Source organism: Bacillus sp. FSL K6-0069 (genome assembly GCF_038007785.1).
GTDB classification, from domain to species: domain Bacteria; phylum Bacillota; class Bacilli; order Bacillales; family Bacillaceae_G; genus Bacillus_A; species Bacillus_A mobilis.
This window is the reverse complement of sequence record NZ_JBBOXN010000001.1, coordinates 1849372-1875424: the sequence shown is the minus strand read 5'-3', so window position 1 is coordinate 1875424 and position 26053 is coordinate 1849372. Positions and strand designations below refer to the sequence as shown.

At 34.6% G+C, this 26053-nt stretch carries 26 protein-coding genes; 3 read left to right on the top strand and 23 right to left on the bottom strand.

Annotation, left to right across the window (positions count from 1 at the left end; all coding sequences use genetic code 11):
* Positions 1 to 257 precede the first annotated feature (257 nt).
* From cydC to MHB74_RS09630, 9 genes are all read right to left on the bottom strand, one after another.
* Positions 258 to 1982, bottom strand: a complete 1725-nt coding sequence (gene cydC / locus MHB74_RS09670) for a thiol reductant ABC exporter subunit CydC (protein WP_061676857.1) — start codon at positions 1980 to 1982, stop codon at positions 258 to 260.
* Positions 1983 to 1984: 2 nt separating this feature from the next.
* On the bottom strand, positions 1985 to 3700 hold the full coding sequence (gene cydD / locus MHB74_RS09665) for a thiol reductant ABC exporter subunit CydD (RefSeq protein WP_061676856.1): 1716 nt from the start codon (positions 3698 to 3700) through the stop codon (positions 1985 to 1987).
* On the bottom strand, positions 3700 to 4716 hold the full coding sequence (gene cydB, locus MHB74_RS09660) for a cytochrome d ubiquinol oxidase subunit II (protein ID WP_061676855.1): 1017 nt from the start codon (positions 4714 to 4716) through the stop codon (positions 3700 to 3702). Before cydB ends, cydD begins: the two co-directional genes overlap by 1 nt.
* The gene (cydA, locus tag MHB74_RS09655) at positions 4703 to 6106 is read right to left on the bottom strand and encodes a cytochrome ubiquinol oxidase subunit I (protein ID WP_061676854.1); all 1404 of its coding nucleotides are present in this window, start codon (positions 6104 to 6106) and stop codon (positions 4703 to 4705) included. Before cydA ends, cydB begins: the two co-directional genes overlap by 14 nt.
* Before the next feature lie 615 nt (positions 6107 to 6721).
* A complete protein-coding gene (locus MHB74_RS09650) occupies positions 6722 to 7777 on the bottom strand; it encodes an LLM class flavin-dependent oxidoreductase (protein WP_061676853.1) in 1056 nt (351 codons plus the stop codon).
* 89 nt (positions 7778 to 7866) lie between these two features.
* Positions 7867 to 8304, bottom strand: coding sequence for a MarR family winged helix-turn-helix transcriptional regulator (locus MHB74_RS09645; protein WP_061676852.1), 438 nt, complete (start codon positions 8302 to 8304; stop codon positions 7867 to 7869).
* Positions 8305 to 8457: 153 nt separating this feature from the next.
* Entirely contained in the window at positions 8458 to 8781 is a 324-nt protein-coding gene (locus MHB74_RS09640) for a carboxymuconolactone decarboxylase family protein (RefSeq protein WP_061676886.1), read from the bottom strand.
* Between the two features lie 11 nt (positions 8782 to 8792).
* A complete protein-coding gene (locus MHB74_RS09635; RefSeq protein WP_061676851.1) occupies positions 8793 to 9188 on the bottom strand; it encodes a tautomerase family protein in 396 nt (131 codons plus the stop codon).
* 41 nt (positions 9189 to 9229) lie between these two features.
* Complete coding sequence (locus tag MHB74_RS09630) at positions 9230 to 9778, bottom strand: DUF4865 family protein (protein ID WP_061676850.1); 549 nt, start codon at positions 9776 to 9778, stop codon at positions 9230 to 9232.
* A 120-nt stretch (positions 9779 to 9898) separates the two neighbouring features.
* Between MHB74_RS09630 and MHB74_RS09625 the strand changes: the two genes are divergently transcribed.
* The gene (locus MHB74_RS09625; RefSeq protein WP_061676849.1) at positions 9899 to 10687 is read left to right on the top strand and encodes a LysR family transcriptional regulator; all 789 of its coding nucleotides are present in this window, start codon (positions 9899 to 9901) and stop codon (positions 10685 to 10687) included.
* A gap of 102 nt (positions 10688 to 10789) precedes the next feature.
* Here MHB74_RS09625 and MHB74_RS09620 read toward each other — a convergent pair whose 3' ends face one another.
* The 7 genes from MHB74_RS09620 to MHB74_RS09590 all read right to left on the bottom strand — a co-directional run bounded on the left by MHB74_RS09620 (position 10790) and on the right by MHB74_RS09590 (position 18181).
* The gene (locus MHB74_RS09620) at positions 10790 to 11743 is read right to left on the bottom strand and encodes a branched-chain amino acid ABC transporter permease (RefSeq protein WP_061676885.1); all 954 of its coding nucleotides are present in this window, start codon (positions 11741 to 11743) and stop codon (positions 10790 to 10792) included.
* 49 nt (positions 11744 to 11792) lie between these two features.
* A complete protein-coding gene (locus tag MHB74_RS09615; RefSeq protein ID WP_061676848.1) occupies positions 11793 to 12653 on the bottom strand; it encodes a branched-chain amino acid ABC transporter permease in 861 nt (286 codons plus the stop codon).
* Positions 12654 to 12674: 21 nt separating this feature from the next.
* A complete protein-coding gene (locus MHB74_RS09610; protein WP_061676847.1) occupies positions 12675 to 13376 on the bottom strand; it encodes a branched-chain amino acid ABC transporter ATP-binding protein in 702 nt (233 codons plus the stop codon).
* A complete protein-coding gene (locus MHB74_RS09605; protein ID WP_046197658.1) occupies positions 13354 to 14127 on the bottom strand; it encodes an ABC transporter ATP-binding protein in 774 nt (257 codons plus the stop codon). The genes MHB74_RS09610 and MHB74_RS09605 overlap by 23 nt, the downstream gene beginning before the upstream one ends.
* Positions 14128 to 14216: 89 nt before the next feature.
* Positions 14217 to 15434 carry a substrate-binding domain-containing protein gene (locus MHB74_RS09600; protein ID WP_061676846.1) on the bottom strand — a complete coding sequence of 406 codons (1218 nt, stop codon included), beginning with the start codon at positions 15432 to 15434 and terminating at the stop codon, positions 14217 to 14219.
* A gap of 286 nt (positions 15435 to 15720) precedes the next feature.
* Positions 15721 to 16638 carry a CobW family GTP-binding protein gene (locus MHB74_RS09595; RefSeq protein WP_061676884.1) on the bottom strand — a complete coding sequence of 306 codons (918 nt, stop codon included), beginning with the start codon at positions 16636 to 16638 and terminating at the stop codon, positions 15721 to 15723.
* 106 nt (positions 16639 to 16744) lie between these two features.
* The gene (locus tag MHB74_RS09590; protein WP_061676845.1) at positions 16745 to 18181 is read right to left on the bottom strand and encodes a flavin monoamine oxidase family protein; all 1437 of its coding nucleotides are present in this window, start codon (positions 18179 to 18181) and stop codon (positions 16745 to 16747) included.
* A 201-nt stretch (positions 18182 to 18382) separates the two neighbouring features.
* Here MHB74_RS09590 and MHB74_RS09585 point away from each other — a divergent pair, with 201 nt between their 5' ends.
* Positions 18383 to 19327: an L-lactate dehydrogenase gene (locus tag MHB74_RS09585; protein ID WP_061676844.1), complete on the top strand. Its 945-nt coding sequence runs from the start codon at positions 18383 to 18385 to the stop codon at positions 19325 to 19327.
* A gap of 56 nt (positions 19328 to 19383) precedes the next feature.
* On the opposite strand, the gene MHB74_RS09580 is transcribed toward MHB74_RS09585, so the two are convergent.
* From MHB74_RS09580 to MHB74_RS09570, 3 genes are all read right to left on the bottom strand, one after another.
* Positions 19384 to 20397 (bottom strand): AI-2E family transporter, encoded by a 1014-nt coding sequence (locus MHB74_RS09580; RefSeq protein ID WP_061676843.1) that lies wholly within the window; start codon positions 20395 to 20397, stop codon positions 19384 to 19386.
* Positions 20398 to 20575: 178 nt separating this feature from the next.
* Positions 20576 to 22186 carry an amidase family protein gene (locus tag MHB74_RS09575; RefSeq protein WP_061676842.1) on the bottom strand — a complete coding sequence of 537 codons (1611 nt, stop codon included), beginning with the start codon at positions 22184 to 22186 and terminating at the stop codon, positions 20576 to 20578.
* Between the two features lie 109 nt (positions 22187 to 22295).
* Entirely contained in the window at positions 22296 to 22427 is a 132-nt protein-coding gene (locus MHB74_RS09570; RefSeq protein ID WP_061676841.1) for a hypothetical protein, read from the bottom strand.
* A 188-nt stretch (positions 22428 to 22615) separates the two neighbouring features.
* Between MHB74_RS09570 and MHB74_RS09565 the strand changes: the two genes are divergently transcribed.
* Entirely contained in the window at positions 22616 to 23035 is a 420-nt protein-coding gene (locus MHB74_RS09565) for a GNAT family N-acetyltransferase (RefSeq protein WP_061676840.1), read from the top strand.
* 157 nt (positions 23036 to 23192) lie between these two features.
* On the opposite strand, the gene MHB74_RS09560 is transcribed toward MHB74_RS09565, so the two are convergent.
* The 4 genes from MHB74_RS09560 to MHB74_RS09545 all read right to left on the bottom strand — a co-directional run bounded on the left by MHB74_RS09560 (position 23193) and on the right by MHB74_RS09545 (position 25996).
* Positions 23193 to 23795 (bottom strand): nitroreductase family protein, encoded by a 603-nt coding sequence (locus tag MHB74_RS09560; protein ID WP_001277029.1) that lies wholly within the window; start codon positions 23793 to 23795, stop codon positions 23193 to 23195.
* 57 nt (positions 23796 to 23852) lie between these two features.
* Positions 23853 to 24503 carry a DsbA family oxidoreductase gene (locus tag MHB74_RS09555; protein WP_061676839.1) on the bottom strand — a complete coding sequence of 217 codons (651 nt, stop codon included), beginning with the start codon at positions 24501 to 24503 and terminating at the stop codon, positions 23853 to 23855.
* Positions 24504 to 24574: 71 nt separating this feature from the next.
* Positions 24575 to 25006, bottom strand: a complete 432-nt coding sequence (locus tag MHB74_RS09550) for an Rrf2 family transcriptional regulator (protein ID WP_061676838.1) — start codon at positions 25004 to 25006, stop codon at positions 24575 to 24577.
* A gap of 120 nt (positions 25007 to 25126) precedes the next feature.
* The gene (locus tag MHB74_RS09545; protein ID WP_061676837.1) at positions 25127 to 25996 is read right to left on the bottom strand and encodes a LysR family transcriptional regulator; all 870 of its coding nucleotides are present in this window, start codon (positions 25994 to 25996) and stop codon (positions 25127 to 25129) included.
* Positions 25997 to 26053 lie beyond the last annotated feature (57 nt).

Below are 26053 nucleotides of genomic sequence, written 5' to 3'. Positions count from 1 at the left end.
TCTATCTTAAGGCAAATAAAACGAAACCTTAATTAGAGGGCGCTTCTCCCCCTTCTAATTATCCCCCTCACCAATCGGATTTTTACGTACAGTTACTCTTCCGCCTAACTTCCTCACATCAGCCGGATTTTAAGATTGGAGTCTTACTCCCTGCAAATAGCGAGATAAATCTATACCTTAAAAAGAAAATATATTTCTTAACAAAAAAATAGCTGCACCATTAGGCGTAGCTATTTTACAATTATTACTTATTCAAACTATATTCCTTTATCTAACTCATAAAGCATACGATACTTCTCGTTTTCTTTCAGAAGTTGTTCATGACTACCTTGCATCACAATTTGACCACGATCAAGGAATATAACTTCATCTACATGTTCAATTCCTACAAGATGGTGCGTAATCCAAATTACTGTCTTTTCTTCCGTTGCAGAAAACATTGTTTCTATTAAAGATAATTCTGTCTTTGGATCTAAACCGATCGTAGGTTCATCAAGGACAATAATTGGAGCCTCTTGCATGAGCGTTCTAGCAAAAGCAACCCGTTGTCTTTCCCCGCCAGAAAACCTTTTTCCCATTTCATGCATTTTTGTTTGCAATCCGTCCGGAAGAGAAGCTATATGCGAAGCTAATTGCGCTTTCTCTAAAGCTGTCCATATCTCTTCATCCGTAGCCTCTGGTTTACCGATTCGCACATTATTTCCAATTGTCGTATCGAATAAATGCGGCTTCTGATTCAATACAGAAATATACTTCGATAAAAGATTCGTATGAGCATGTTCACTATTCAATAAAACTTCACCATGTAACGGGCTTAGCGCACCTGTTAATAATTTTAACAAAGTAGATTTTCCTGTTCCACTTCTTCCTAAAATGGCGATTTTCTTTCCTGCCTTTATTTGCAGTGATACTTCTTTCAATACAAATTCATTACTATCTGGGTAACTATACGATACATGATTTAATTCAATGTCTATATGTTTTGATGCAACATAACCTTTATCCCCGCGTAATTCCTCTTCTTCCTGTAAAACAGCATTATCTTCTATTTGATTTAGACGATGAGCAGATTCTACATATGATGGAATTCGATCGATAGCATCTGAGAGAGGAATAAGCGCGTTTGTAACTGATAACGTCATTAAGACGAAAGCCGCAATAACGGTAGGTGCAATCTGTTCACTTGCCGCCTCATTTCCAGTCCATATGATCATTGAAATAACTACAATCCCCACTACTACTTGAATGATACTGTCCCTAATATGATTCCAGCGTTTCATTCTTTTTTCCGTTTTTAACAACTGATTATTTTGCTCTACATACTTATCAATGAATTCATCTTTTCTGCCACTTGCTTGCCAGTCAGATAATCCAAAAACAGCGTCTGTTAATTGTTGATACAAACGGCTTCTTCCTTGTTTTAAAGTAACATGATGTTGCTTCATTAAAAGTAATGATACAAATGGAAGCAGAAAGACGATAATCGCTAGCATACACCCTGCAATAAGCGCAAACACTACGTCAAATGCTCCGATAACAAGTACGAATATGCTATATACAACTAATGCTAATATACTAGGAAATATTGTACGTAAATATAGGTTTTGCAAATGCTCTATATCTTCGGATAATACACCCAACATATCGCCCGTTTGAAATCGCGAACGGAAAAATAACGCCTGCGGTTCTACTATTCTATATAGTTTCGTTCTCATTTTTTCTAATATGCGTAGTACGACATCATGTCCAACTAAACGCTCTAAATAATGAAATACCGCTTGTCCTATACTAAACGCACGTGTTGCAACGATAGGAACATATACAGCCATTACATTTTCTGGTCTAAGAGCAGATTTAGAGATTAAATAACCTGAAATGAAAAGTAACATCGCACCTGAACTAACTCCAAGAAGACCAAGGAATATAGTTAAAGTCATTCTACCTTTATTTTGCTGTATATAAGGTTTAATCCAGTTACTCATCTCTATCCCCTCTCTTTCCTGTGAAAACGTAATGCCTCATTCTTTAAAAGCTCTTCATATGTTCCACTTTCTATCATTTCCCCTTTATTTAAAATAAGAATATGATCCATCTGTTTCATCCAATGAAGACGATGTGTTGCAAGAAATACTAACTTCCCTTCAAACAGACGTAACATCGCTTGTTTTATTTCAAATTCAGTTTCAATATCAAGATGTGCTGTAGGCTCGTCTAATAAAATAATTGGCTTTTTGCTTAAAAGTGCACGCGCCATAGCAACACGTTGCTCTTGCCCGCCACTAAGCATACGTCCACCTTCTCCAATTCTTTCGCACATCCCGTTCGGAAGCGATGTTACGAGTGAATGAAGACCAACTTCATTAATAACTCTTTCCACTTCTTCATCAGTTGTATTTGTTTCATAAAAACAAATGTTATCTTTTAATGAAAGCGGGAAAATATAAGGTTGCTGCGGAATATAAGCAATATTCTTTTGCCACTCTTCACGAGTAGTCCCGTCAATTTCCACACCATTTACAATCATCTTTCCACCTGAAGGAGTTAAAAATCCTGCTAATACGTCGATTAATGTTGATTTTCCTGCTCCACTTTCACCAATTACACCTATAGCACCGGTGCCTTTCCAAGTAAAATCAATTCCCTCTAATATAGCTTTTTCAGATTCATTGCTCTTTACTTTTACATCTTGTAATTTCAAACTACTAGAGGAATTCCATATTAAATCTACATTTGATTCTTTCTTTTCTATTTCTTTTTGTTGCTGTAAAATCTCTTCTATTTGCTCCATTGCAAGTTGTCCATCTAACGTAGCATGATAATTCGCTCCAACTTGTTTAATCGGCAAGAAATATTCTGGAGCTAAAATTAAAATCGTAAGGGCTGGCAATAGTACAATTGTCCCATCTATTAAACGTATCCCTAATCCGACCGCCACAAATGCGATGGATAAACTTGTAAAGAAATCTAATGCAAAAGAAGAAAGAAAAGCAACTCGCAAAGTACGCATCGTTGCTTTTCTATACCTTTTACTTACTTTTTCAATCTTTCCTTCGTGCTGTTTACTTTTACCTAAATACTTTAATGTTTCTAACCCTTTTAACGTATCTACAAAATGATTAGAAAGTACACGGTATGTTTCATATTGGCTATCCGCCATTTTCTGCGCCGCTAATCCTAGTAGGATCATAAATGTAATTACGATAGGAATCGTTACAACTAAAATGATTCCAGACTCAATATCTAGCGTAAAAACATATAGTACAATTAGTCCCGGTACGATACTACTTCTAATCATTTTAGGAATTGTTAATTCAATATATGTTTTAAATTTCTCAATACCTTCAATCGATAAGGTAACCAGATGACCTGTTCCAGCAGTTTGAACATATCGTGGACCTAATGTGAAATACGCCTCTATTAATTGTTTTCGCAGTAGCGATCCTGTTTTTTCAGCGAAACGTTCCACTAATATTTGCGATATTCGCACTAACGTGTGACGTACTGCAAACGTGATTCCAAAATAAACAGTTTCATTTAACACAGATTGCACTGTTTCTCCTTGAAATAAAAACGTAATAGCCCGCGCTAAAAACACTGTTTGCGCAATAATACTTATAGCTTCTAAAATGCTAATGATGGTTAACACTACATATAAAACTCGGCTACCAGGATACGACGGAAGTCCTCTTTTTCTTTTCATTAGTACTCCAAATCTTTATCTGACTTAACAGGTTGTCTAAACACATAGAAACTCCATATTTGACTTCCCATAACAAATGGCAATATAGCAATTGAAAAATACGTCATCAATTTTAGTGCATAATCACCTGATGCTGCATTATAAATTGTTAAATCGTATATTGACCCTAACGAGCTAATTAAGACACGTGGGAACATGCCGGCAAACACACTCGCACTTAGTAAAATGATTGTTAAACTCGTCATAACGAAAGCCCAACCATCTCTTCTTCTTTTATTTAATAATGTTGACACACATAATGCTACAAAAGCTCCAATCGGAACCATAACCCACTCTGTACCATGACCAGTGAATATATCTGTTTTCCATAACCCTACACCGGCAAAAATAAGAAGTGCTATAATCGCAAGCGGTGCAATTTTCAATGCAGCAATACGTGCACGTTCTCTTAACTTACCAGTTGTACGTATAGTAAGGAATTGCAATCCGTGAACAATACATAGTAGAAGGAACATAACTCCTCCAAGTAATGCAAATGGATGAAGTAGTTGTAAGAATCCACCTACAGCATTTTTCGTCTCATCAATTGGAATACCTACCATAAAGTTAGCAATGGCAACACCCCAAAGAATAGGCGGTAGAAGACTTCCTAAAAACATACCCCAATCCCAAAAACCTTTCCATTTATGATTATCTATTTTCGCACGGAATTTAAAGGAAACACCCCTAATAATTAAAGCAAGAAGCATAAATACAAACGGAATGTAAAACCCGCTAAATAAAGTTGCATACCAGTGCGGGAATGCCGCGAACATAGCTCCACCTGCACAAACAAGCCATACTTCATTCGCGTGCCAAAATGGACCAATTGTATTTAAGTAAATTCTTTTCTCTAAATCGTTTTCTCCTAAAAACCTTGAAACTATACCTACACCGAAATCGAAACCTTCAAGTACAAAGAAGCCCACAAATAAAACTGCAATAATGATAAACCATAACTCATTAAGAGATAACATACTCTTCCTCCTTATCAAATGGATCATGGCTTTGAGAATCCTGTTTCGTTTTCTTATTCTCATGTCCTTTAATGACACGAATGAATAAGTAAACAGTAATTCCACCTATAATTAAATATAGTGATGTAAACGAAACTAAAGAGAATAATACTTCTCCGAACGTAACATTTGGAGATACAGCATCTTCCGTTTTCATAACACCGAAAACTACCCAAGGCTGACGTCCCATTTCAGTCATAATCCATCCTACTGTATTACCGATAAACGGTAGTGCAATTGCATACACCATTAATTTTAAATACCAAGTTTTTTCAGCTAATCGATCTTTTCTTGATAAGAACCATCCGTACGCTCCTAGAAGAAGCATAAATGTTCCACTCATTACCATCGCTCTAAAACTCCAGAACATAGTGTGTACTGGCGGTATATAATCTCCAGGCCCATATTTTTCTTCATATTGCTTTTGAATTTGATTCATCCCTTCTACTTGACCGCTAAATTTATCAAATGATAATAGACTTAGCATATAAGGAATTTGAATTTCGAACGAATTTTCTTGCTTCTCTGCATCAATTTTCGCAAATACTGTAAATGGCGCTGGATCCTCACTCGTATTCCATAACGCTTCCGCTGCTGCCATTTTCATTGGGTGTGTCTTAATTAATTGTTGTGCTTGCGCATGACCGAAGAATAATACTAGCGCAGTTGTAAGTGTTCCAACAATGATAGAAATGCGGAATGATTTTTTAAACACTTCAGTTTCTTGAGCTTTCGTTATTTTCCATGCACTCACACCCGCAATAAAGAATGCACCAGTTGCAATCGCCGCTGTAATTGTATGCGGGAATTGTACCCATAATTGTGGGTTTTGAATAATCGCTAAGAAATCATTCATTTGTGCACGACCATCTGCTGCCATTTCATACCCTACTGGCGATTGCATAAATGCACTTGCAGTTAAAATCCAAAATGCTGATAACATTGTTCCAATTGAAAGGAGCCAAATACATAAAAGGTGAACGCGCTTCGGCAATTTATCCTCACCGAATACCCATAAACCTAGGAATGTAGACTCAATGAAAAATGCTAATAAACCTTCAATCGCAAGTGATGGACCAAACACATCACCTACGAAACGTGAATATGTTGACCAATTCATACCAAACTGGAATTCTTGTAGAATACCAGTTACTACACCTACCGCAAAGTTTACAAGGAATATTTGTGTCCAAAACTTCGTCATCTTCTTATAAATTTCTTGTCCCTTTACCACATATAACGTTTGCATTAACGCAATGATAAAAGCTAAACCAATAGACAGCGGAACAAAAAAGTAATGGAAAATCGTTGTTGATGCGAATTGTATTCGTGCCAATTCGAGCGTTTCCATACTACAATCACTTCCTTCATAATTTTTTATATCGTAATTTCAATTGAGTTGTATGAATAAAACAACTCAAATCTTAGAAATGTAGAAAGATAAATTTGTTTATGTACTTTTAGAAAATATAAATTTTCAGTTTTCAAGATAATCACAAAAGAACTTTCTCATAAAATTTACCTTTTCACTATTTCAGTAGTGTTTTATCCGTTAATCGAATTGTATAATATACCTGCATAGTAAATTCAGCTGATTTTTGACGTATTATTGACATCATTTTGTCTGAAATATGTCATTTGTCATTTTTTTGAATTAGATTTTTCTCATTACTAAAATGTATTTTTTTAATATAAAACTTACTTTCACATCAATAAAACAATCGTTACTCTCTTCATACACTTGACTTTTTCGCGAAAAAATGTCCTCTAAACCAACAGGTAAATCAGCTAGTTTTTTGTCAAGAGAAAAATGTATTTTTAAAATTCAAACACAAAATATTGTTATTCAAAAATAGAAAATACCCTCCCTCTTCCTAGACTAAAAATTCATTTTTTTGTCATTTTTTCAAACTAAATTCATACATAAAAAAACCGAGAATCGATTAGACTCTCGGTTTTTTAAAAATTATTTTGCTGTATGTTTTCTAACAGCCGGTAAAATTTCAGTAGCAATTAATTCGATGTTTTTCTCAATTTTATTAAGTGGTACACCACCAAAATCAATTTGTGCCATAAAACGTTGTTGCCCAAACAATTCATATTGGTAAAGCATTTTTTCAATAATTTGTTGCGGGCTACCAACCATTAATGCGTCACGGTAATCTACTGCATTTGTAAATTGTTGCTTCGGATACCCACCACCACGCAGTGTAAGCATACCAGCATTAATATGAGGATAGTATTCATTAAATGCATCTTGTGAATTTTTTGCTGTATAAAATAAACTCGTTGTTGCAACTGGCAAACTTGCTGGATTAAATCCACTTTGCGCCGCAGCCTCACGGTAGGCATCTACTGATCCTTTAAAGTTAATAGCTGGACCACCTAGTGTTGTTATCATCATTGGTACACCTGCGCGTCCTGCTTTAATCGCACTAGCTGGCGGGCCACCAACTGCACGCCAAATTGGTAAGTTATTATTTTTAGCTCTTGGAATAACCGATGCATGTGCAAGCGGCGCTCTGAACTGTCCGTTCCATGTTACATGTTTCTCTTTATTAATTTTTAATAAAAGATCCATTTTCTCTTCAAATAACTCTTCATAATCATTTACATCATAACCAAGTAAACTATATCCCCCAATACGAGATCCACGACCAGCCACGATTTCTGCACGTCCATTAGAAATTAAGTCAATTGTAGCAAAATCCTCATATACTCGTACCGGATCAGATGTACTTATTATCGTTGCTGAACTTGCAATTTTTATATTTTTCGTTGCTTGTGCAATAGCCCCTAAAATAACTGTATGAGCTTGCGTTGTAAAATGCGTTTGATGACTTTCACCAACAGCAAATACATCAAGTCCAGCTTCATCCGCTAACTTAGCTGTTTCAATTAATTCATGAATTCTTTGTTCTGCACTAATTTTCTCTCCGTTATGCGGATTTAAAACATGATCCCCAATCGAATATAATCCAAACTCCATTCCTTTACTTGTATCCATACGGTATTTTTCCATAGTTGCTCTCTCCTTTAATTAAGTCGTATTAAATTTATTCAACTAGCTTTCACTTGATTAGTCAATTGATATTGTAAAAAAAATTACTCTTACGGTAATTCTTTTTTTTCACTGTGCTTATGCACTTTCGTCATTAGCTCATATAATATTTTCTGCTCTTCTTCATTTAATACATCATCAAAAAACGAAGATTGAAATGCAAGCTGCTCTGGCAATGCTTTCTCCAAGGCCGATTCCCCTTGCTCTGTAAGACTAATTGTTTTCGTTTTCCAATCTTGTTTTCGTACTATATATCCTTCTTTTTCAAGACGCGTTAACATTCGAGAAATACCACCTTGTGTAACAGTTACCTTTTCAGCTAACTCCATTTGCGTTAGTGGTTGATACGTACGTATTTGTAAAAGCACATCAAATTGAGCAGTCGTTAAATCAAAACGTTTTAAAAATTCATTTGACATCTGATTACTTTGGTTCGTAAATCGTATTAAACGTAACCATATTAATGATCCTATCGTATTATCACGCATGTTTGATCACTTCCTATCGTGAATCTTACTATCACTTTACTACGCAAGTGATAAAAAAGCAAGAGAAAAAGTGAAAAATATCTCATTAGAGTATTGCATAAATAACGATAAGAAAGAATTCATGTTTAAATGAATTCTTTCTTATCGTTATTCTTAACTTTCCATGTCATTCATTGCTATATTTAAAGCTGCTACCGCTTTTGGCCAGCCAACATAAAAAGCCATATGCGTTATTAATGCAATCATTTCATTCTCCATAATTCCATTTTGCTTTGCCAGCCGCAAATGAAATGGTAATTGTTCTGTCTGATTAAGACTAATTAGTGCCGCCACTGTACATAAACTTCTTTCTCTTAATGTTAAAGTGGCATCTCGCCACACTTCCTCGAACAATATCTCTTCACTATATTGAGCAAATGCAGGGGCCATTTCTCTCATTTTCTTTTGAATACAATATTCAATGGATTCATTCATCATTTCACTCCCCTTCATTTTACCAATTGCGCCACTCCTTGACCAAACGACCAATTTTCAGCAGCTGTCTCATTTAGTGTAATAAAAATGTCTGCACTTTTTATACTAGAACATTCAGAAACCTTCAAGGATATCGACTGATACAGATCCCTTTTCTGTTTTATCGTTCTTCCCGATCCACATGTAATAGAAACATAAATCATATTCTCTGTTCTCTTTTCTCCTCTTTCTAATAAATAATATGGATTAAATAAAAAGTGATTCTGTTTATAAGGTAAAAACATTTGAAAAAAATCATTTTCAGGGATGTTAAAATGTTCAATTAATGAAAGATGAATACATTCACCTATCTTTTTCAACTCTTCTTTATTTAATATATTTTCATGATAATAAACGTTCACAAAGGGCATACATTTTCATTCCTTTTTCTTAATTTAACTTCAACAAGTTTTCATCGTGAAATGTGCAAAATCTCATATACTGTAACCCCTTTATTGGTTACCATGTCAGGCTTTCCTTCATAAAAATTAAACTGACTATACCTCCATTTATCTGGACTATAAATGATTACATTTCCTAAACATTTTTCTATGTTTTGTACATTTTCATTTATAGTATTTAATTGCGTTCCCTTCAGTGAATTACTTTTGGAAATACTCCCTGTAAACTCAACAGCATATTTACTTTTTTTAAAATCATCACTTAAATTAACAACTAATGGAACACCTATATTTATTTGTTGCCATCCAAAAGATTGTAAAATATTATCGTAATACCCTTTAAATATAAATTTGTTCATTCCTTCATGGCCATTCCAAATATATAAAGGTGCATAACAGTTATAGAAATTCCCGTCCTTTCCTGCCTCTGTAATTAAATACGCTTTGAAATTCAACTCTTGAAAACCATCCGTTTTATGTCCATTATCCTTTACCCTTTTTTTAATGATTTCCATATCATAATCCTTTGGCAAAATGACCTTATATTGCATTCCAATCATGTATATCACTCACTTTCTATCTTATATACACAATGATAAACCGATGAGTGACTAGCGTAAAATAGGTATAAATTATGCTTGATATCATTTATAATGATACCGTATAAGGAGCTGTGATACATGGAAATAAATGATCTTATTATATTCAAAACTGTAGCTAGTGAAGGCTCTATTAGTAAAGCTGCTAAAGAGTTAGGATATGTTCAACCAAACGTAACTGAGCGAATCAAAAAATTAGAACAAGAATTAGAAACACCTTTACTACATAGAGATAACAAAGGTGTTTCCTTGTTACCCTCAGGTGACATTTTATTAGACTACACGAATCAAATATTAACTTTAGTAGCAGAAGCGAAAGATAAAATTAAAACGAGTGGTTCTTCTTATATCATCGCGACGTCACAATCTATTTTGACCAATTATGTAAGTAAGCGTATTAAAGAAAATTTCAGGAATTATCAAATATATGTAGAAAATAGTAGTCATTTGCATAAATTACTGCAACAACAAAAAGTTGATATGGTCATTACTTACGAGGATGATCCCGAAGCAGCTTTTAAAAAAGTATTTACTACTTCCATTTCTGTTGGCTTATTAAAAGCGAAAGAAACGCCTATCATTGACTATTCAAAGGAACTCTTCTTCGTTAGTAATGATAAAAAGTGCCCTTTTAGAAATAAGACGATACAATTTCTAAAAGAAAATAATTTATCTCAAGGTCAACTTCAACAATTAGATTCTTATTCGCTTATGGAAGAGTTTATTCAGGACGGTAAAGGAATAGCCTTTTTACCGATTAAAAATGATAACTTAGTGCCCATTGAAGATGTTCTCATTGAGAGATTCGCTGTTCATTTTTTTACAAATCGAAACTCTTTAAAACAAATACCTAATGAACTATTTGATTAATATAATTGCTAGGTTTACAAACTAACTAATTACATACACCAATAAAAATCCCTCCTTTACGAATCTAAAAGAGGGATTTTCATATTCTATACAATTGATTTTTCACACATTTTGCTCCACTTCTGCACTCTTCTCCTTCTTACTCCGTTTCATATTCTTCAGACTCTTAATCGTCCCAACTAATCCTTTCGGAAAAACTAGCAATACGATAATGTACAATAAACCAAGAATAATCGTCCATCGTTCAAAAATTGGATACGCTGTAGCTAGTTCTGATAAATAATATTTCAGTGATTCAATAATTCCAGCTCCCGCAATTGCTCCAATTAACGTTCCAACACCTCCAATCATTGTCATCAATAATGCATTTAATGTCATTTCAATTGAAAATACAGTCGTATTAACAAATCGTAGTGTGATAACAAATAAGCCACCGCTAATCGTAGCCACTATTCCTGCCACAATACTAGCAATAATTTTATAATGAAGAACTTTATATCCTAGTGCTTCCACACGTTGCTCATTTTGTGAAATTGCCTTTAATACTTTTCCAATAGAAGATTTTGTGAAAAGACGTAACAGAATAAAAATGACAATTAAACATATAAGTGTTACATAATAAAACGTAAAACGATCACGGAATAAATCTGGTACACCAAATGTAAAACCATCTCCTCCGTGAGTAAGCCCACGCCATTTCTCAGCAAGTACGAAAAACAACTGTGAAATAGCAAGTGTTAACATTGCATAAAAATGACTTTTCAGACGCAATGAAAGCAAGCCAATTATATAGCTAACAATTGCTGAAATGATAATTGCAGCTACTATCCCTATTAAAAAGTTCGTTATGGATACTCCTTGCCGATCAAATAAAAGCGCTACCCCATATGCTCCTATTCCAAAGAACATGCAGTGACCGAACGATACAATTCCGGTATATCCAAGCAATACATCAAAACTCATTGCAAAAATAGCAAAGATGAAGATTTGAGTGAACAAAATTAACAAACTCCGTGAATCATTTACGAATGGAAATACACTTAAACAAATGAGTATACATACTCCGAAGTATACTTTAATTCGATTTGATGTGTTGTTCACCATTTCACCCCTTTTCACCAACAAGTCCGTTTGGCTTTACTATTAAGAAAAATAGTAACATTAACATATTAATTGCAAGCGATAAATCCGGTATAAAATATGCTGTAAAAGCACCAGCTAATCCGACAATTAAAGAAGCGATTGCCGAACCTTGTACGCTTCCTAACCCTCCAATGATTACTACTATGAAAGCTAAAATCGCATACTGCATACCCATCTCGGCGAAAATAACTCCTGAATACGGCGCTAATAAGAAGCCTCCTAACGCTGCCATCCCTGCTCCTAATAAAAAGACGAAAGAAAATATCGCTTTTACGTTAATACCGAGCGCTTGAACCATCTCTTTATCCATTACACCTGCGCGTATCATAAGACCTATCTTTGTTTTCTTCAGCAATAATAGTAAGGCAATGTAAATAATGATCCCAATTAAAATAACAAATAGACGATATTTAATTAATATAACTCCTTCAAATGTATAACTACCTTGTAACCATAACGGTAATTTAGCCCCAATTGGATTGGGCCCCCAAAATACTTTAATACATTCACTAAGTACAAGCATTCCTCCAAGCGTCACAAGAAGCTGGCGAACATGATTTCCATATACCGGTCTAATAAGGAATCTTTCTAAAATGAATCCAAGAAACATCCCCATAGCAATTGCTCCAATTAACGCTAATACATAACTACCTGTCATATTAAATAGCCAAACACCTGTAAATGCTCCCCACGCAAATAAACCACCATGTGCGAAGTTTAGAACGCTCATTAAACCGAAAATAAGTGAAAGACCTGATGCTAATAAAAAAATGAGCATCCCTGTTGAAATCCCATTTACAAATAAATTGATTAACACATCCATCCTTCTCACCCCGGATTCATGTTAAGAGATTCCTAAATATTTATGACACATTTCCTTATCCTCTTTTAGTTCATGCATAAAACCGTTATGAACAATTTTTCCGTTATCCATAATATAAAAATAATCACCAATTTGACTAGCCATCATAAAATTTTGTTCAACGAGTAAAACTGTTGTTTTCTCCTTCATTTTCAAAATGGCTATCATTAATTTTTCTATCATAATGGGGGACAAGCCTTTACTCGGCTCATCAATAAGTAATAAACCATCACTATTTATAAATGCTCTTGAAATTGCTAGCATTTGCTTTTGTCCTCCGCTTAAGAGCCCACTTTTTTTGTGCCAAAACTGCTTTAAATCTGGAAATAATTCAAGCATCCACTCCATTTTCTCTTCCGCTTCTTCTCCCTTCCCCCTAGCAAGAGCGAATGTTTCTTCTACTGTCAGGTCATAAAAAATACCTTGATTTTCTGGTACATACCCTATTCCTTTCCTTGAGATTAAATGTGTAGATAATCCATTTACTTGTGTACTATCATAATAAATTTCACCATGTGCGATATGGTGAAAACCCATAACCGAACGTAATGTCGTAGTCTTCCCTGCCCCATTTCTTCCAAACAGTACAGTAATCGTTCCTTTCTCAACAGCAAGAGATACCCCTTGTAAAATATGAAACTGATCTAAATACGTCTCTATATTATTCACTTGTAATAGTGCCACTATATAATCCCCCTAAATAAGCACTTTGTACACGCTCATCTTTCATAATTTCTTCAGGCAAACCTTCAGCCAATAGCTCTCCATGGAATAAAACGATAAGATGGTCTGACAAACCTAGTACCATATCCATTTTGTGTTCAATCAGTACAATTGTACTTTCTGGATGTTTTTTAATATTTTCAATCACTTGTAAAATAGCCGGTACCTCCTCAACTGATATACCTGCTGTCGGCTCATCAAGTAGTAACACATCCGTTTTTAAAGCTAATAACATCGCAAGCTCTAACTTTCGTTTTTCTCCATGCGCTAAATCTTTCGCTAATACATGTTCTTTCTCCTGAAGTAATACTGTTTTTAAGAAACGTCTCGCCTCTCCCACTTGTTGTTTAAATTTTGCCGAACTCGGAAAAAAACTATAGTAATCTTGAACAAATGATTGAACACTTAAACGAACATTTTCAAGTACCGTTAACTCCGGGAATATATTTGTAAGTTGAAAAGAACGACCAATTCCTAATCGAGTTCGATCCGAAATTGATAATTTTGTAATCTCTTGTCCTTTAAAATATACTTCACCCTTTGTTGGAGAAATTTGTCCACTAAGTAAATTAAATAACGTTGTCTTTCCTGCACCGTTTGGTCCAATAATGGAAATGAGCTTTCCTTTTTGTACTGTCAAATTCACATCCTTAATAACATGATGTTCACCAAAAGATACGCTAAGATTTTTCGTTTCAAGCAAGTGTGTCATGAAATCCCTCCCTTTAAAGCTTTCAGTGTGAAAGAAATACGTATAAAGAGGGTATTCCCTCTTTATACAAAAACAACAGAAAATTCAGTCTATTTATTTCGAACTGGTGGTTCTGTCTCTTTCATCGTTAATTCTCGCTCTAATACTGGCACCGGATAATCAACACCATCTTGCTTTTTCAATGTAATGGAATACAGTGTCTGCATCGCTTGGTGATCCTTTTCTCTAAATTTCATCTTTCCTTTCGGTGTCTCAAATTCCATTCCTTCCATTTTCTTAATCAGTGTATCTACATCTGTATCCCCTTTTGATTTCTTTAAAGCTTCTACAATAGAAATTGCCGCTGACATTCCACCTGCTGTAAATAAATCTGGCACCGCACCATTAAATCGTTTTTTATGTTCTTCCACTAACCAATCATTCACCTTATTTTTCGGGAGCGTATGATAATAAACAGAAAAACCTTGCATTCCTACTAACGCATCCATCGTTTTTAATGCCGGTATATCTGGTGCACCGGTAGAAATTTTAATACCTTGCGCTTCCACATTCATATCTTTTAACTGTTTCCAAGGTGAATTTGCCCCAGCCCAAACGATAAATAAATAATCTGGTTTGGAGCTAATGATATTTTGAATATTTGCAGTGAAGTCAGTCGAATTTATATCAGCATATTGCTCGTTTACAATATTCGCACCTAATTTCTTCGCTCCAGCTTTAAATGCCGCAACCCCTTCACGGCCAAATGCATTATCTGGGGCAAACGTCGCAATCTTTACATCTTTTTTTGCAATTGCAGCTGCTCCTGCAATTGCATCTTGCGAAGAGCTTCTTCCTGTTCTAAAAATATATTTATTCCAATTCTTCCCGGTAATACTATCAGCAACTGCCGGTTCTACAACCATTATTTTTTCATATTCTTCAGCTAATGGTAAAACCGCTAATGTATCACTTGAACTAGACGATCCGACTAAAAAATCGACTTTCTCTTCTTCTAATAACTTCGTAGCTTTTTTAACGGCTACCTCTGCTTTTGTTTCCGTATCTTCTACAACAAACTTAATCTTCTTCCCTTCCACTTTCCCAGTTCCGCCCGTTGCATAGTCTAACCCTAATTCAAATCCGTTCATTGTTTGTTTTCCATACGATTCTAATGGACCTGTTAATGATGCAAGAACCCCTACCTTAATCGTCTTTTCATCCTCTGTACTTGTTTTCTTTCCTGAACAAGCTGCCGTTATTAATAACGAGCCTAAAACACAACCAGTAGCCATCATTCTTAGCCATTTACGTTTTTTCATCGACATTGTGATCCTCCCCATACTTTACTTTCTGATAGAGTCAAACACGCCAAAGTCCCCTGCCCGTAATCATGACTAACTATAGGATAGGTAATGGAAAACTCCTGTAGTATCCTCTACATTCGGCACAAATCTATAATCACCTTCCTATTAAATGGAAACGGACATACAATCAATATATATTCTGCTTCCCAATTGAAAATACTGTTTCATTACAGTATTAATCACGAAAAAAGCTACAATAATTAACTTAAGTTATTAAGTCAATCATTGTAGCCTCCCTAAAAAGCACTTAATTATTTTCTACTTTCTCTAACCCTTCAGCCAATTGTTTCTTATCTAGCCCTTCCCCTATTACTACCAAGTTCGTTGGGAAACCGAAGTCTTGTTCCAGTAAAGTTGGTACCCCGAACGAATATTGGAATAGGTGCGGGTATTTATCTCCATGAAATTTCACAAAACCTTTTACACGATAAATACTATCTGGTAAATTCGAAAGCCATTCATATAATTTGTCTTGATCAATCGATTTCGTAAATTGATACGTCATCGTTTGTATATGTAAATGCTGTTTGACATGTAGTGTCTCACGTTCCCCGTCATTCGTAAATTCAGCCTCTTCTATGTCTTCTAAAGATATATTACAATATTTTGTTTCAAACAATTTCGCATGATTATTTATCGCTTTCACTTCTTCAATTACTTTGTTCTTATCCGCATCTGTTAGTAAGTCTGATTTATTAATTAAAATGTGGCTACCAAACTTCAGTTGCTCATGTAATAATTGCTGAACGTTTGCACTTAATACACTTCGATTTAACCATCTTACTGCATCTAAAACGACTACAATTGATTTCACGTCTAAGAAAGGTGCTAAAATTGGTGATACACATGCATCTAACACTTCAATTGGATGCGCAACACCTGTCGTTTCTATATAAATGACATCTGGTCTTTCTTGCTGATATAACGAATGCAATTGTATTTCAAGCTCTTCTTTTAGCGTACAACAAATACATCCTTTCAGAAGCTCTCTTAAAACATTCTCTTTTCCAATAATATCGGTATCTACCGAGTATTCACCAATTTCATTCATTAATACTGCAACTTTTCTATTCTTCTTTTTCTCAGCTAACAATAAATTTTGTAATAATGTTGATTTTCCACTACCTAAAAAGCCACCTAATATATGAATTTCTACTTTATTCATTTGATCGACCATCCATTTCTTTACTTCAAACGTATTCAAAGCGTAATAATTACGATTTATATTTATCATTTTATTAAAAGAATGACCATTTGTAAACATAACAGATTCACTGTTCGTTTACTTCATGTGCAACCCTAACTCCAGACTCTATTGCTCCTTGCATCCATCCATGCGTTAATGTCGTATGCTCTCCTGCAAAGTGTACTTTGCCAGCTGGTGGCGTAATATACGGAAATAACTCTAGCTCTTGGCCTGGTTCGAAAGCCGTAAATGCGCCGCAAGAATACGGATTTTTACTCCAGCTAAAAGATGTTCCAGTAACAGATTCACTATAGACGATGTCACCGTATATTTCTGCTAAATTTTTTAATGCGTAACGAATACGATCTCTTTGAGGGAGACTATCCCACGTTAACGCCTCATCTGCCCACGTGTAACTCGCTAAAACGATGGCTGCCCCTGGTGTGCGAATTCCATAACTTGGATAATATGTAAATCGAATCGGTAAATCTGTAATAGATTTACCGCCGCATTGTCCCGCTCTCTCCCAAAATCTACTTTTAAACTCTATCGCAATTTTAGTTGCAGCAATATAATTTAACTCACGAATTGCTCGTCTTTTATAATAAGAGAATAAATGATATGGCTGAACTTCTACAAACCGTAACGCTGAAAATGGAATTGTAATAATAGCACTGTCGCCTGTTACGATAAATGGATGTAACGTTTGCTCCTGACTTCCTTGCATCATTACTTTATTATCTTCCTGTATAATTTTTTCTACTTTATACGACATAAAAATATTATCTTTTAACTCCGGTAAAAATGAATTTGGTAATGCATCCATTCCGCCCGTTATCTCGTAATATTTTGTCGTTGAGGTAAAAAAGATCATTTCACGTAATACTTCAATTAAAGACATTCCCATATATGCTTCCATATCAAGAAGTACACCGATCATATCTATTGCTCCGTCTGAATAATACTCAATTAAAAATGAGCCAAGTGAATATGCTTTATACTTTTTTTCAACGATAATCCAATTTTTATTAGGATCTTTTTTTATAAAGTTTAGTATTGGTTCTAATACTACTAACATTAACTCTTCTGCCGTTTTTCCTTTTTCGTTCTCTACAATTGGATATCTCAGTATACTTGGATTTTTTTCGAATATGCTCAATCTCGTTTTAATATTATTCGTATAAATAATATCTGAAGTGGTTTTATTTATAAACAAATTTAACGGTAATTTAAACTTACGAATGTAAGCTAAAGTTAACTCGTGTGTGTCAGGAATTCGCATCGGCCCTGCATTAAAATACAAACCAGAGCTAAATGGTTCACGGATCGTATATATTCTTCCGCCTATTCGGTTATTCGCTTCTAAAATTGTTATATTATGACCTGCTTCTTTCAATAACGATGCTGCAACTAAGCCCGAAATCCCTGCACCAGCAATAATAATCTGCTTTGGATTCTTCGTTTTAACGAGCCCCACATTAATAATATGAAGCATTTTTTCCATCGTTAACGGCTTCATCATGCCCTTTTCTCCTTCAATAAAGGATTTTATTGCAGTATATTCGGTTCACTTACGTACTATGTTTCATGCAAGAAATTGCACGGATACATTTTCAAATACTTGAATATCTTTTATAATTTGTAATAAACTAGATATGACTCTATAGAAGTAAGACGTATTATCTTACATAATAAAATCAATGAAATTGCGAGGAATTTTGAAATGAAAAAAGGTATTAACCGTGTTGTATTAGTAGGAACAGGAGCAGTTGGATGTAGTTACGCTTACTGCATGATTAACCAAGCTGTAGCTGAAGAATTTGTTTTAGTTGATGTAAACGAGGCAAAAGCTGAAGGAGAGGCAATGGATTTAAGTCATGCTGTTCCTTTTGCACCAGCTCCAACTAGAGTATGGAAAGGCAGCTACGAAGATTGTAAAGATGCTGATCTTGTAGTTATTACGGCTGGATTACCACAAAAGCCAGGCGAAACACGTTTAGATTTAGTTGAGAAAAACGCGAAAATCTTTAAACAAATCGTTCGTAGTATTATGGATAGCGGATTTGATGGTATCTTCTTAATCGCAACTAACCCTGTCGATATTTTAACTTATGTAACTTGGAAAGAATCTGGTTTACCAAAAGAACGTGTAATCGGTTCTGGTACAACTCTTGATTCTGCTCGTTTCCGCTATATGTTAGGTGAGTATTTCGATATTGGTCCTCACAACATTCATGCTTATATTATCGGAGAACATGGTGATACGGAACTTCCTGTTTGGAGCCACGTATCCATTGGTATTCAAAAACTACAAACACTTCTTGATAAAGACAACACATACACGCAAGAAGATTTAGACAAAATCTTCATAAATGTTCGTGATGCAGCTTACCATATTATTGAGCGAAAAGGTGCAACTTACTATGGTATTGGTATGTCACTTTTACGTGTTACTAAGGCGATTTTAAACGACGAAAATAGTGTATTAACAGTATCAGCTTACTTAGAAGGTCAATACGGTCAAAAAGATGTTTATATCGGCGTACCTGCTGTTTTAAATCGCGGCGGTGTTCGTGAAATTTTAGAAGTGGAATTAAGTGAAGAAGAAGAATTAAAATTCGATCACTCTGTTCAAGTATTGAAAGAAACAATGGACCCTGTTCTTTAATCATGTATGCAAAAAAGCAATCCAATTTATTTTGGATTGCTTTTTTTATTTATTTTCTATTTTTTAATCGTCTCCTCATTATTTACATTCAGTACATCTAATAAGAAGATGAAGATTGGTATACCAATAATAAGCCCCCATATTCCAAGGAAATGCTCTGAAAAGATAAGAATCATAAATGTATAAAAGATTGGTAAATTCGTTTTCGCAGACATGAACTTCGGGTTTAAAAAATAACTTTCAAGAGCATGGATTATTGTAATGAACACAAGTATGTATACAACGTACATAACTCCGCCTACGTTATAAGCAATAATACATAGCGGGAACAAGGAAATGATTACACCGGCAACAGGAATTAATCCTAGTAAGAAAATCATGACAGCTAATACGAGAAGCTGCGGAAATCCTAAAACGATTAATGCAATGACAGTAAGAATACAATTGACAATTGCAATTAAAAACTGCGCTTCAATTACTTTACCGAACGATCTTGCAAACCTTTCACCAAAATATGCAATCTCCTCATAAAAAACCTTCAGACTACTATCTTTAAATTTCGAAGTAAATGATATGATACGTTCTTTTTCTAACAAGAAAAATAAACTTAAAATAAGAGAGAGTAGTATTTGCAAACTGACTTTTCCTATATTTGCAATCGATTGATATATGACATCTACACCTTGTTCTATATATTTTGAGACTTCCATCCCATTAATTGTTGAAAGCGCATATTTAATGATCTCATTATCCGGTGGATTTTGAAAAAACAACCTAAACTGATAAATCAATTGGGAAATTTGTATCGTTAGCACAGGTAAGTATTTATATAATGTTGTGCCGATAAAAGTAACTAATATGATATACAAACATGCGATAACAATTTTCCGATTCACTTTCAATTTCTTTGAAATAAAACGTTGAAACCGATCCATTAAAAATGTCAGTATAAACGTAATTAATATTAAATTAATCATACTTTTTAATCCATATAATACAAGCGCTACTATTATTAAAACGAGAAACCGTTGGAACCCTCTACTTCGAAAGAAATTTTTCACTTCATTCATTAAGATTTAACCTCCCCCTTCAATGGATGGAAATTGAATATATTACATTTTATGAACTTCTATAGACAATCTTTCTTACTAATTGAGAAGAATCCTTTTTTTCTTTTAATAATGTTAGATTCTTTTTATATTAGCCGACCAACATTATTTAGTGGCGCTCTTTTTTTCATTTATCCTTTTACAGTTTTGGTGATTTTCTATTTTTAGACTGTTGTTCATACGCATATCCTATATTGAACAGTTCTTTCTCACCGAATTGCTTCCCGACAAACACTGCACCTACTGGCTCTCCATTGTTATCATATCCTGCTGGCACCGCTAATTCTGGATAGCCAGCTACAGCTGATAGAAGAACTTCTTCGTTGTTAATCATAACTAAAGCATCCAAACCTTTTTCTACTAAATACCTATCTAGCTCTTTTCTTGCATTTTCTTGACTCGTTTGCACAACTTTTTGAAACTCATCTTTCGTTATAGCAGATTTTTCAGATCCCTCAATTAATGTTTGTCCATATTTTATTCGTCTATTACTATCCTTTTTATTAAACATTATAATCTCTTCTAGCGATTTTACCGGTACATTTTTTTGATTTGAAAGATAATCGTTAACATTATGTTTGAACTCATATTCTAATGTTTGCAAATTATCTACACCCCCAGCGTTTAACTGAATATCATCAGTCAAGATCGCACCTGCATCTTGAAGGTCTTTTCTAATCTTTTCTGCTATTTCTTTTCTATTTTCATCTTGTCGGTCTATTGAAAATAGAACTCCTACTTTTTTCCCTTTCAATCCGTCTATTGATAAGTCCTTCGTATAATCAATTCTTTCTTTATCTTTCATTTTTTCTGTCATAGCATATTTTTCATCATAACTTACCATTACGTTAAATAACGTTGCCGCATCCTTTACTGTTCTTGCCATCGGTCCTGCTGTATCAAGTGTTTCAGCTAATGGAATAATGCCTGATCTACTCACCATACCTAGTGATGGACGTAATCCAACTACTGATTGCTGCGTCGCTGGTGCTACAATCGATCCAGTCGTTTCCGTACCGATTGCAAGTGGTGCAAAATCTGCCGCAACTACTGTAGCAGACCCTGAACTGGATCCCGATGTATCAAACGTAATCGGACCGTACGGATTCAAATTTTGTCCTTTTTTCCCGCTATAGCCGCTAGGCATTGTAAAGGATAAATAATTTGCCCACTCAGACATATTCGCTTTTCCTAAAACGAAAGCACCTTCTTCTTTCAACTTCTTCACAATCGTCGCATCTTCATCTGCAATCCAATCTTTTAACACATACGTGCCCGCACTTGTCGGCATCACCTTTTCCGTTTGTACATTATCTTTTACGATAACTGGCATGCCGTATAAGTTCGACTTCTTATTGAAAGATCTTTCTTTATCTAACTTTCGCGCTTCTTCCATTGCATTTGGATTAATCTCTGTAACAGCATTTAATGATATTCCATTTTGGTCATGTTCTTGTATTCTAAAAAGGTAAATACTCGTTAATTCTTCATATGATAATTTCCCATCATCAATCATTTTTTGAAGCTCATCTACAGTCGCATTTACGACTTCTTTTTCTTTTATCTTTATGTTTTCTATGTTAATGTCTTTCAACTGATTATGTATCGGTTTTAACACTCTATCTTTATCATATACGATACGCTCCGGTTCCTTTGGAAAATAATTTTTATACATGTAATACCCTCCGGCACATGCCAACAGGACAATACCTCCAGCGATCGACAACGTTATCTTTACCCACTTTTTCATGTTGTTACCTCCACTCTAAAAGTTGCTAAATTGTATTGAAAAAGAGAGTTATCCTTATAACTCTCTCTAATTGAAATGCTACATGAAAAAATGAAGAATTTCAATTTCATTACTTCTTATTTTGCATTTGCTTTGCTAATAATTCTTTCACCTGATTATATGTTAATCCTGAATTCTTATTTAAACGTTTTACTTCCTCAACATCAGTACCTACTACTGTATATTTTTTCTCATCATTCATTTTTCCACTTCCCTTTCTATTGCATTATTTCTAATATTTTTCCCCTAAACTCATATAAATTAATACAAATAAGGAAACGATACGAAATTCGATAGCTAAAGGGAATTGAGTTACATAAGAGGAAGCGATAAAGAAATGTCGAATGTATAGTATATATTTGCTGAATTTAAGGGTCTGGAGGGTACATTTTGAAAACATACGAGTTTAAACATAACATTCCAACATTGGAAGAGTATAAATATTTATGTGATTCTGTTGGATGGACTAATTATATGAATTTTGAAGTGGCGGAAACTTCACTGAAACATTCTATTCACTGCATCACAGTCAATGATAATGAAAAAATGATTGGCATGGGTAGAATTGTTGGTGATGGATCTATCTATTTCTATATTCAAGATATAGTAGTTCATCCCGATTATCAGAAACATGGTATCGGGAAAGAAATCATGCATCGTTTAGTTACATACTTACATGAAAATGCCCCTGATAAAGCGTTTGTCGGTTTGTTTGCATCAGAAGGTAAAGAATCGTTCTATGAGAAATTTGATTTTAAAGATTACTCACCAAATATGACGGGAATGTTTACTGTCATTTCAAAAACATAAACATAATAGATTTTTAATTGTAAGGAAACACTTCGGTTCATATGAAGGAATTTGTTCTTGCAGTATGTGTTTATCTTTAACATTACATACGAAAGGAGAGTACATATATGGCTCATATGTACTCTCCTTTTATTTCACTCTTTACATATTAAATTTCTTAATAAAATTTCACTACATCTTCAGTAGGTAAAAATGTTCTTTCTCCTGGTTGTTCATTTGGCTCACCAAATGGCATTTGTCCTACTAAGCTCCACTCAGCTGGAATGTTCCAAGTTTCTTTCACTTCAGCATCTACAATTGGATTGTAGTGTTGCAGGGATGCGCCAATTCCTTCAGCTGCTAATAACATCCATACAGTATGTTGTAACATTGCATTTCCTTGATGAGACCAGAATGGGAACTGATCTTTATATAATGGTGCATTTTCTTGCATTTTTTCTACTGTTGCTTGATCCTCAAAGAATAACACAGTCCCAACACCTGTATGGAAACCTTTTAATCTTTCTACAGTCGCTTCAAAGTTTTCTGCTGGTACTCGGGCTCTTAGTGTTTCTTTAACAATATCCCAAAACTTTTCATGCTCTCCATCCATTAATACAACCATACGGCCACTTTGCATATTGAAAGATGTTGGTGCGTGTAAAGCTGTTTTTAAAACTTCTTCAATTCTTTCTTTCGTAATTGCATCGTTTTTGGTTACTTTACGAATAGAACGACGGTTCACGATTGCTTCTTTTAAGTTTGTTGTAGTTGCTGACATGTTAATTCCTCCAAATATTTGTTTTATAATTTATTTTGTTATTTCATAACAAGCGAATTAGCAATATCCATCTGTATTACACTGCATACCTTCAAATGAATTTGTTTTTTCCTTTTCAATTTCTTTATCAATTACTCTTTGTAGCGTTTCTTTACTAGCAAGCCCTTGAATGACTTCATCTCCAATCATGACTGTTGGAACAGCCATAATATTCGCTTCATCATATGCGTGCTGAATCGCTTCTTGATGCTTTTTTTTATATTTTCGATTTACTAAAGCATCTTTAAATTCAGCTTCAGGAAGACCTACTTCTACCGCTAATTTTGTTAAAACATCAATATCTTCAATATTTTGCTCTTCTTGGAAAAATGCTGTGAATACACGGTGATGATACTCATTTCCAAGTCCACGTTCTTTCGCAAATTGACATCCTTCAAAAGCTAAATGTGTATATGGATGCGGAGAAACACGCGGCAAACGCATATCGATTCCTAACTTTTTCGCGGTTGGAAGAATGAAAGCATCCCATGAACCTAATTTTTCTGGCTCATTCCATGGATCTATTTTTGAATATGGACTTGGACGTAATTCAAATGGCATCCATTCAATCTCTACATCATTCTCTTTTGCTACCTCATCTAATGGACCTTTTGCTAAAAAACAAAATGGACATATAAAATCTGAGTATACTTTCATTTTTACAGTCATAACTTTTACACCTTACCTTTATAGTTGTAATCAAACCAGTTACATTAATGGCAAAAAAATATAAATATGATTTAAGTATTCATTTTCTCTTGCAAAGTTTCAAACAACTGCCCCATCGTAATATTTCTTAAAACTTCTTCCATCGCAGATTGTGCTTGTATTAATATAACTTCTAATACAGCTTGAATATTCGCTCCAATTGGACAATCTGGATTTGGTTGCTCGTGAATATGAAATAGCTTATCTTCTTCGACTACATTTACTGCATGATACACATCCAACAATGTGATTTCATGTAAATCCTTTAATAATCCCGCACCACCTGGGCCGCGATTTACATATACAAATCCAGCTTGCTTCAAGTACGACATCATTTTACGAATGACTACTGGATTCGTATTTACACTTTCAGCCATATAGTCTGAAGTACAAAGTGAAGATGGATTATTTTTCAAAATAGATAAAATATGAACAGCTATAGAAAAGCGGCTACTAATTTTCATCGTAATCACCACCTCGATGTAATCATTATAGTTACAACGAAAAGATAAGTCAATCCTTTTCATATATTTTTTATAAACAAATTTAAAAGTGCCCCATTATGATATATGAGACACCTCTTGTTATTCTGCAAATAGCGCTTGAAATTCTTCAATAAATAGCTGCACAGCGATTGAAGAATCCTTTAATGAAGGAACGGCTAAAGCAATTTCTCTCCATACTTGCGGTTCCAATTCTCTCGTTTGCACATTCTGTGGTAAATTCGTTAAAGATAATTCAGCTAATATTGCAATCCCTAGCCCTTCTTGAATCATATTTAAAGCTGTCGTAACGGTCGAAATTACATATTCAGCCCGAAGTGGTACGTTAGCTTGTTTAAACATATCAATAATGGGTGGTTCGTATCCGCCCTTACATAATATAATCGGTTCATTCTCTAAATCACTAATTGTAATAGAGTCCTTCTTACAAAGAGGATGATCCTCTCTTAAGATAGCAACCATCTTTCCCTTCGTTAACGGGACAATCTCCATCTCTTTATTAGGCAAAATAACAATTCCTATATCAACAACCCTCGATACTAACCAATCTTCAACTTCTTTAATTGTTCCTTCACAAAGAACAACTTCTAAGTTCGGATACTTCTCCTTAAAATGGTTTATCATTTTCGGTAAAAAATGTGCCGAAGCACTCGGAAAACTCCCAATTCGAATCGTCCCCACTTCGTGTCCTTTCTCCATCGCAACTTCTTGTTCAATCTTCTCTACACCGTTCAAAATCTCTCTAATATGTACAAGAATTCTGTTTCCTACATCCGTAACGATTAATCCTTTTCGTTTATCACGTATAAGAATCGTAACTCCTAACTCTGACTCAATACTAGAAATGGCGTGACTTACAGCTGGCTGCGTCATATTTAACACCCGAGCAGCCTTCGTAAAACTACCTAGCTCAACAGTTTTTATTAATACTTGCAGTTGTGTAATGGTCATAACTAATCACTTATACTCCTTATAAAAAAGATTCATTTTATTTATTACAGTCGATAT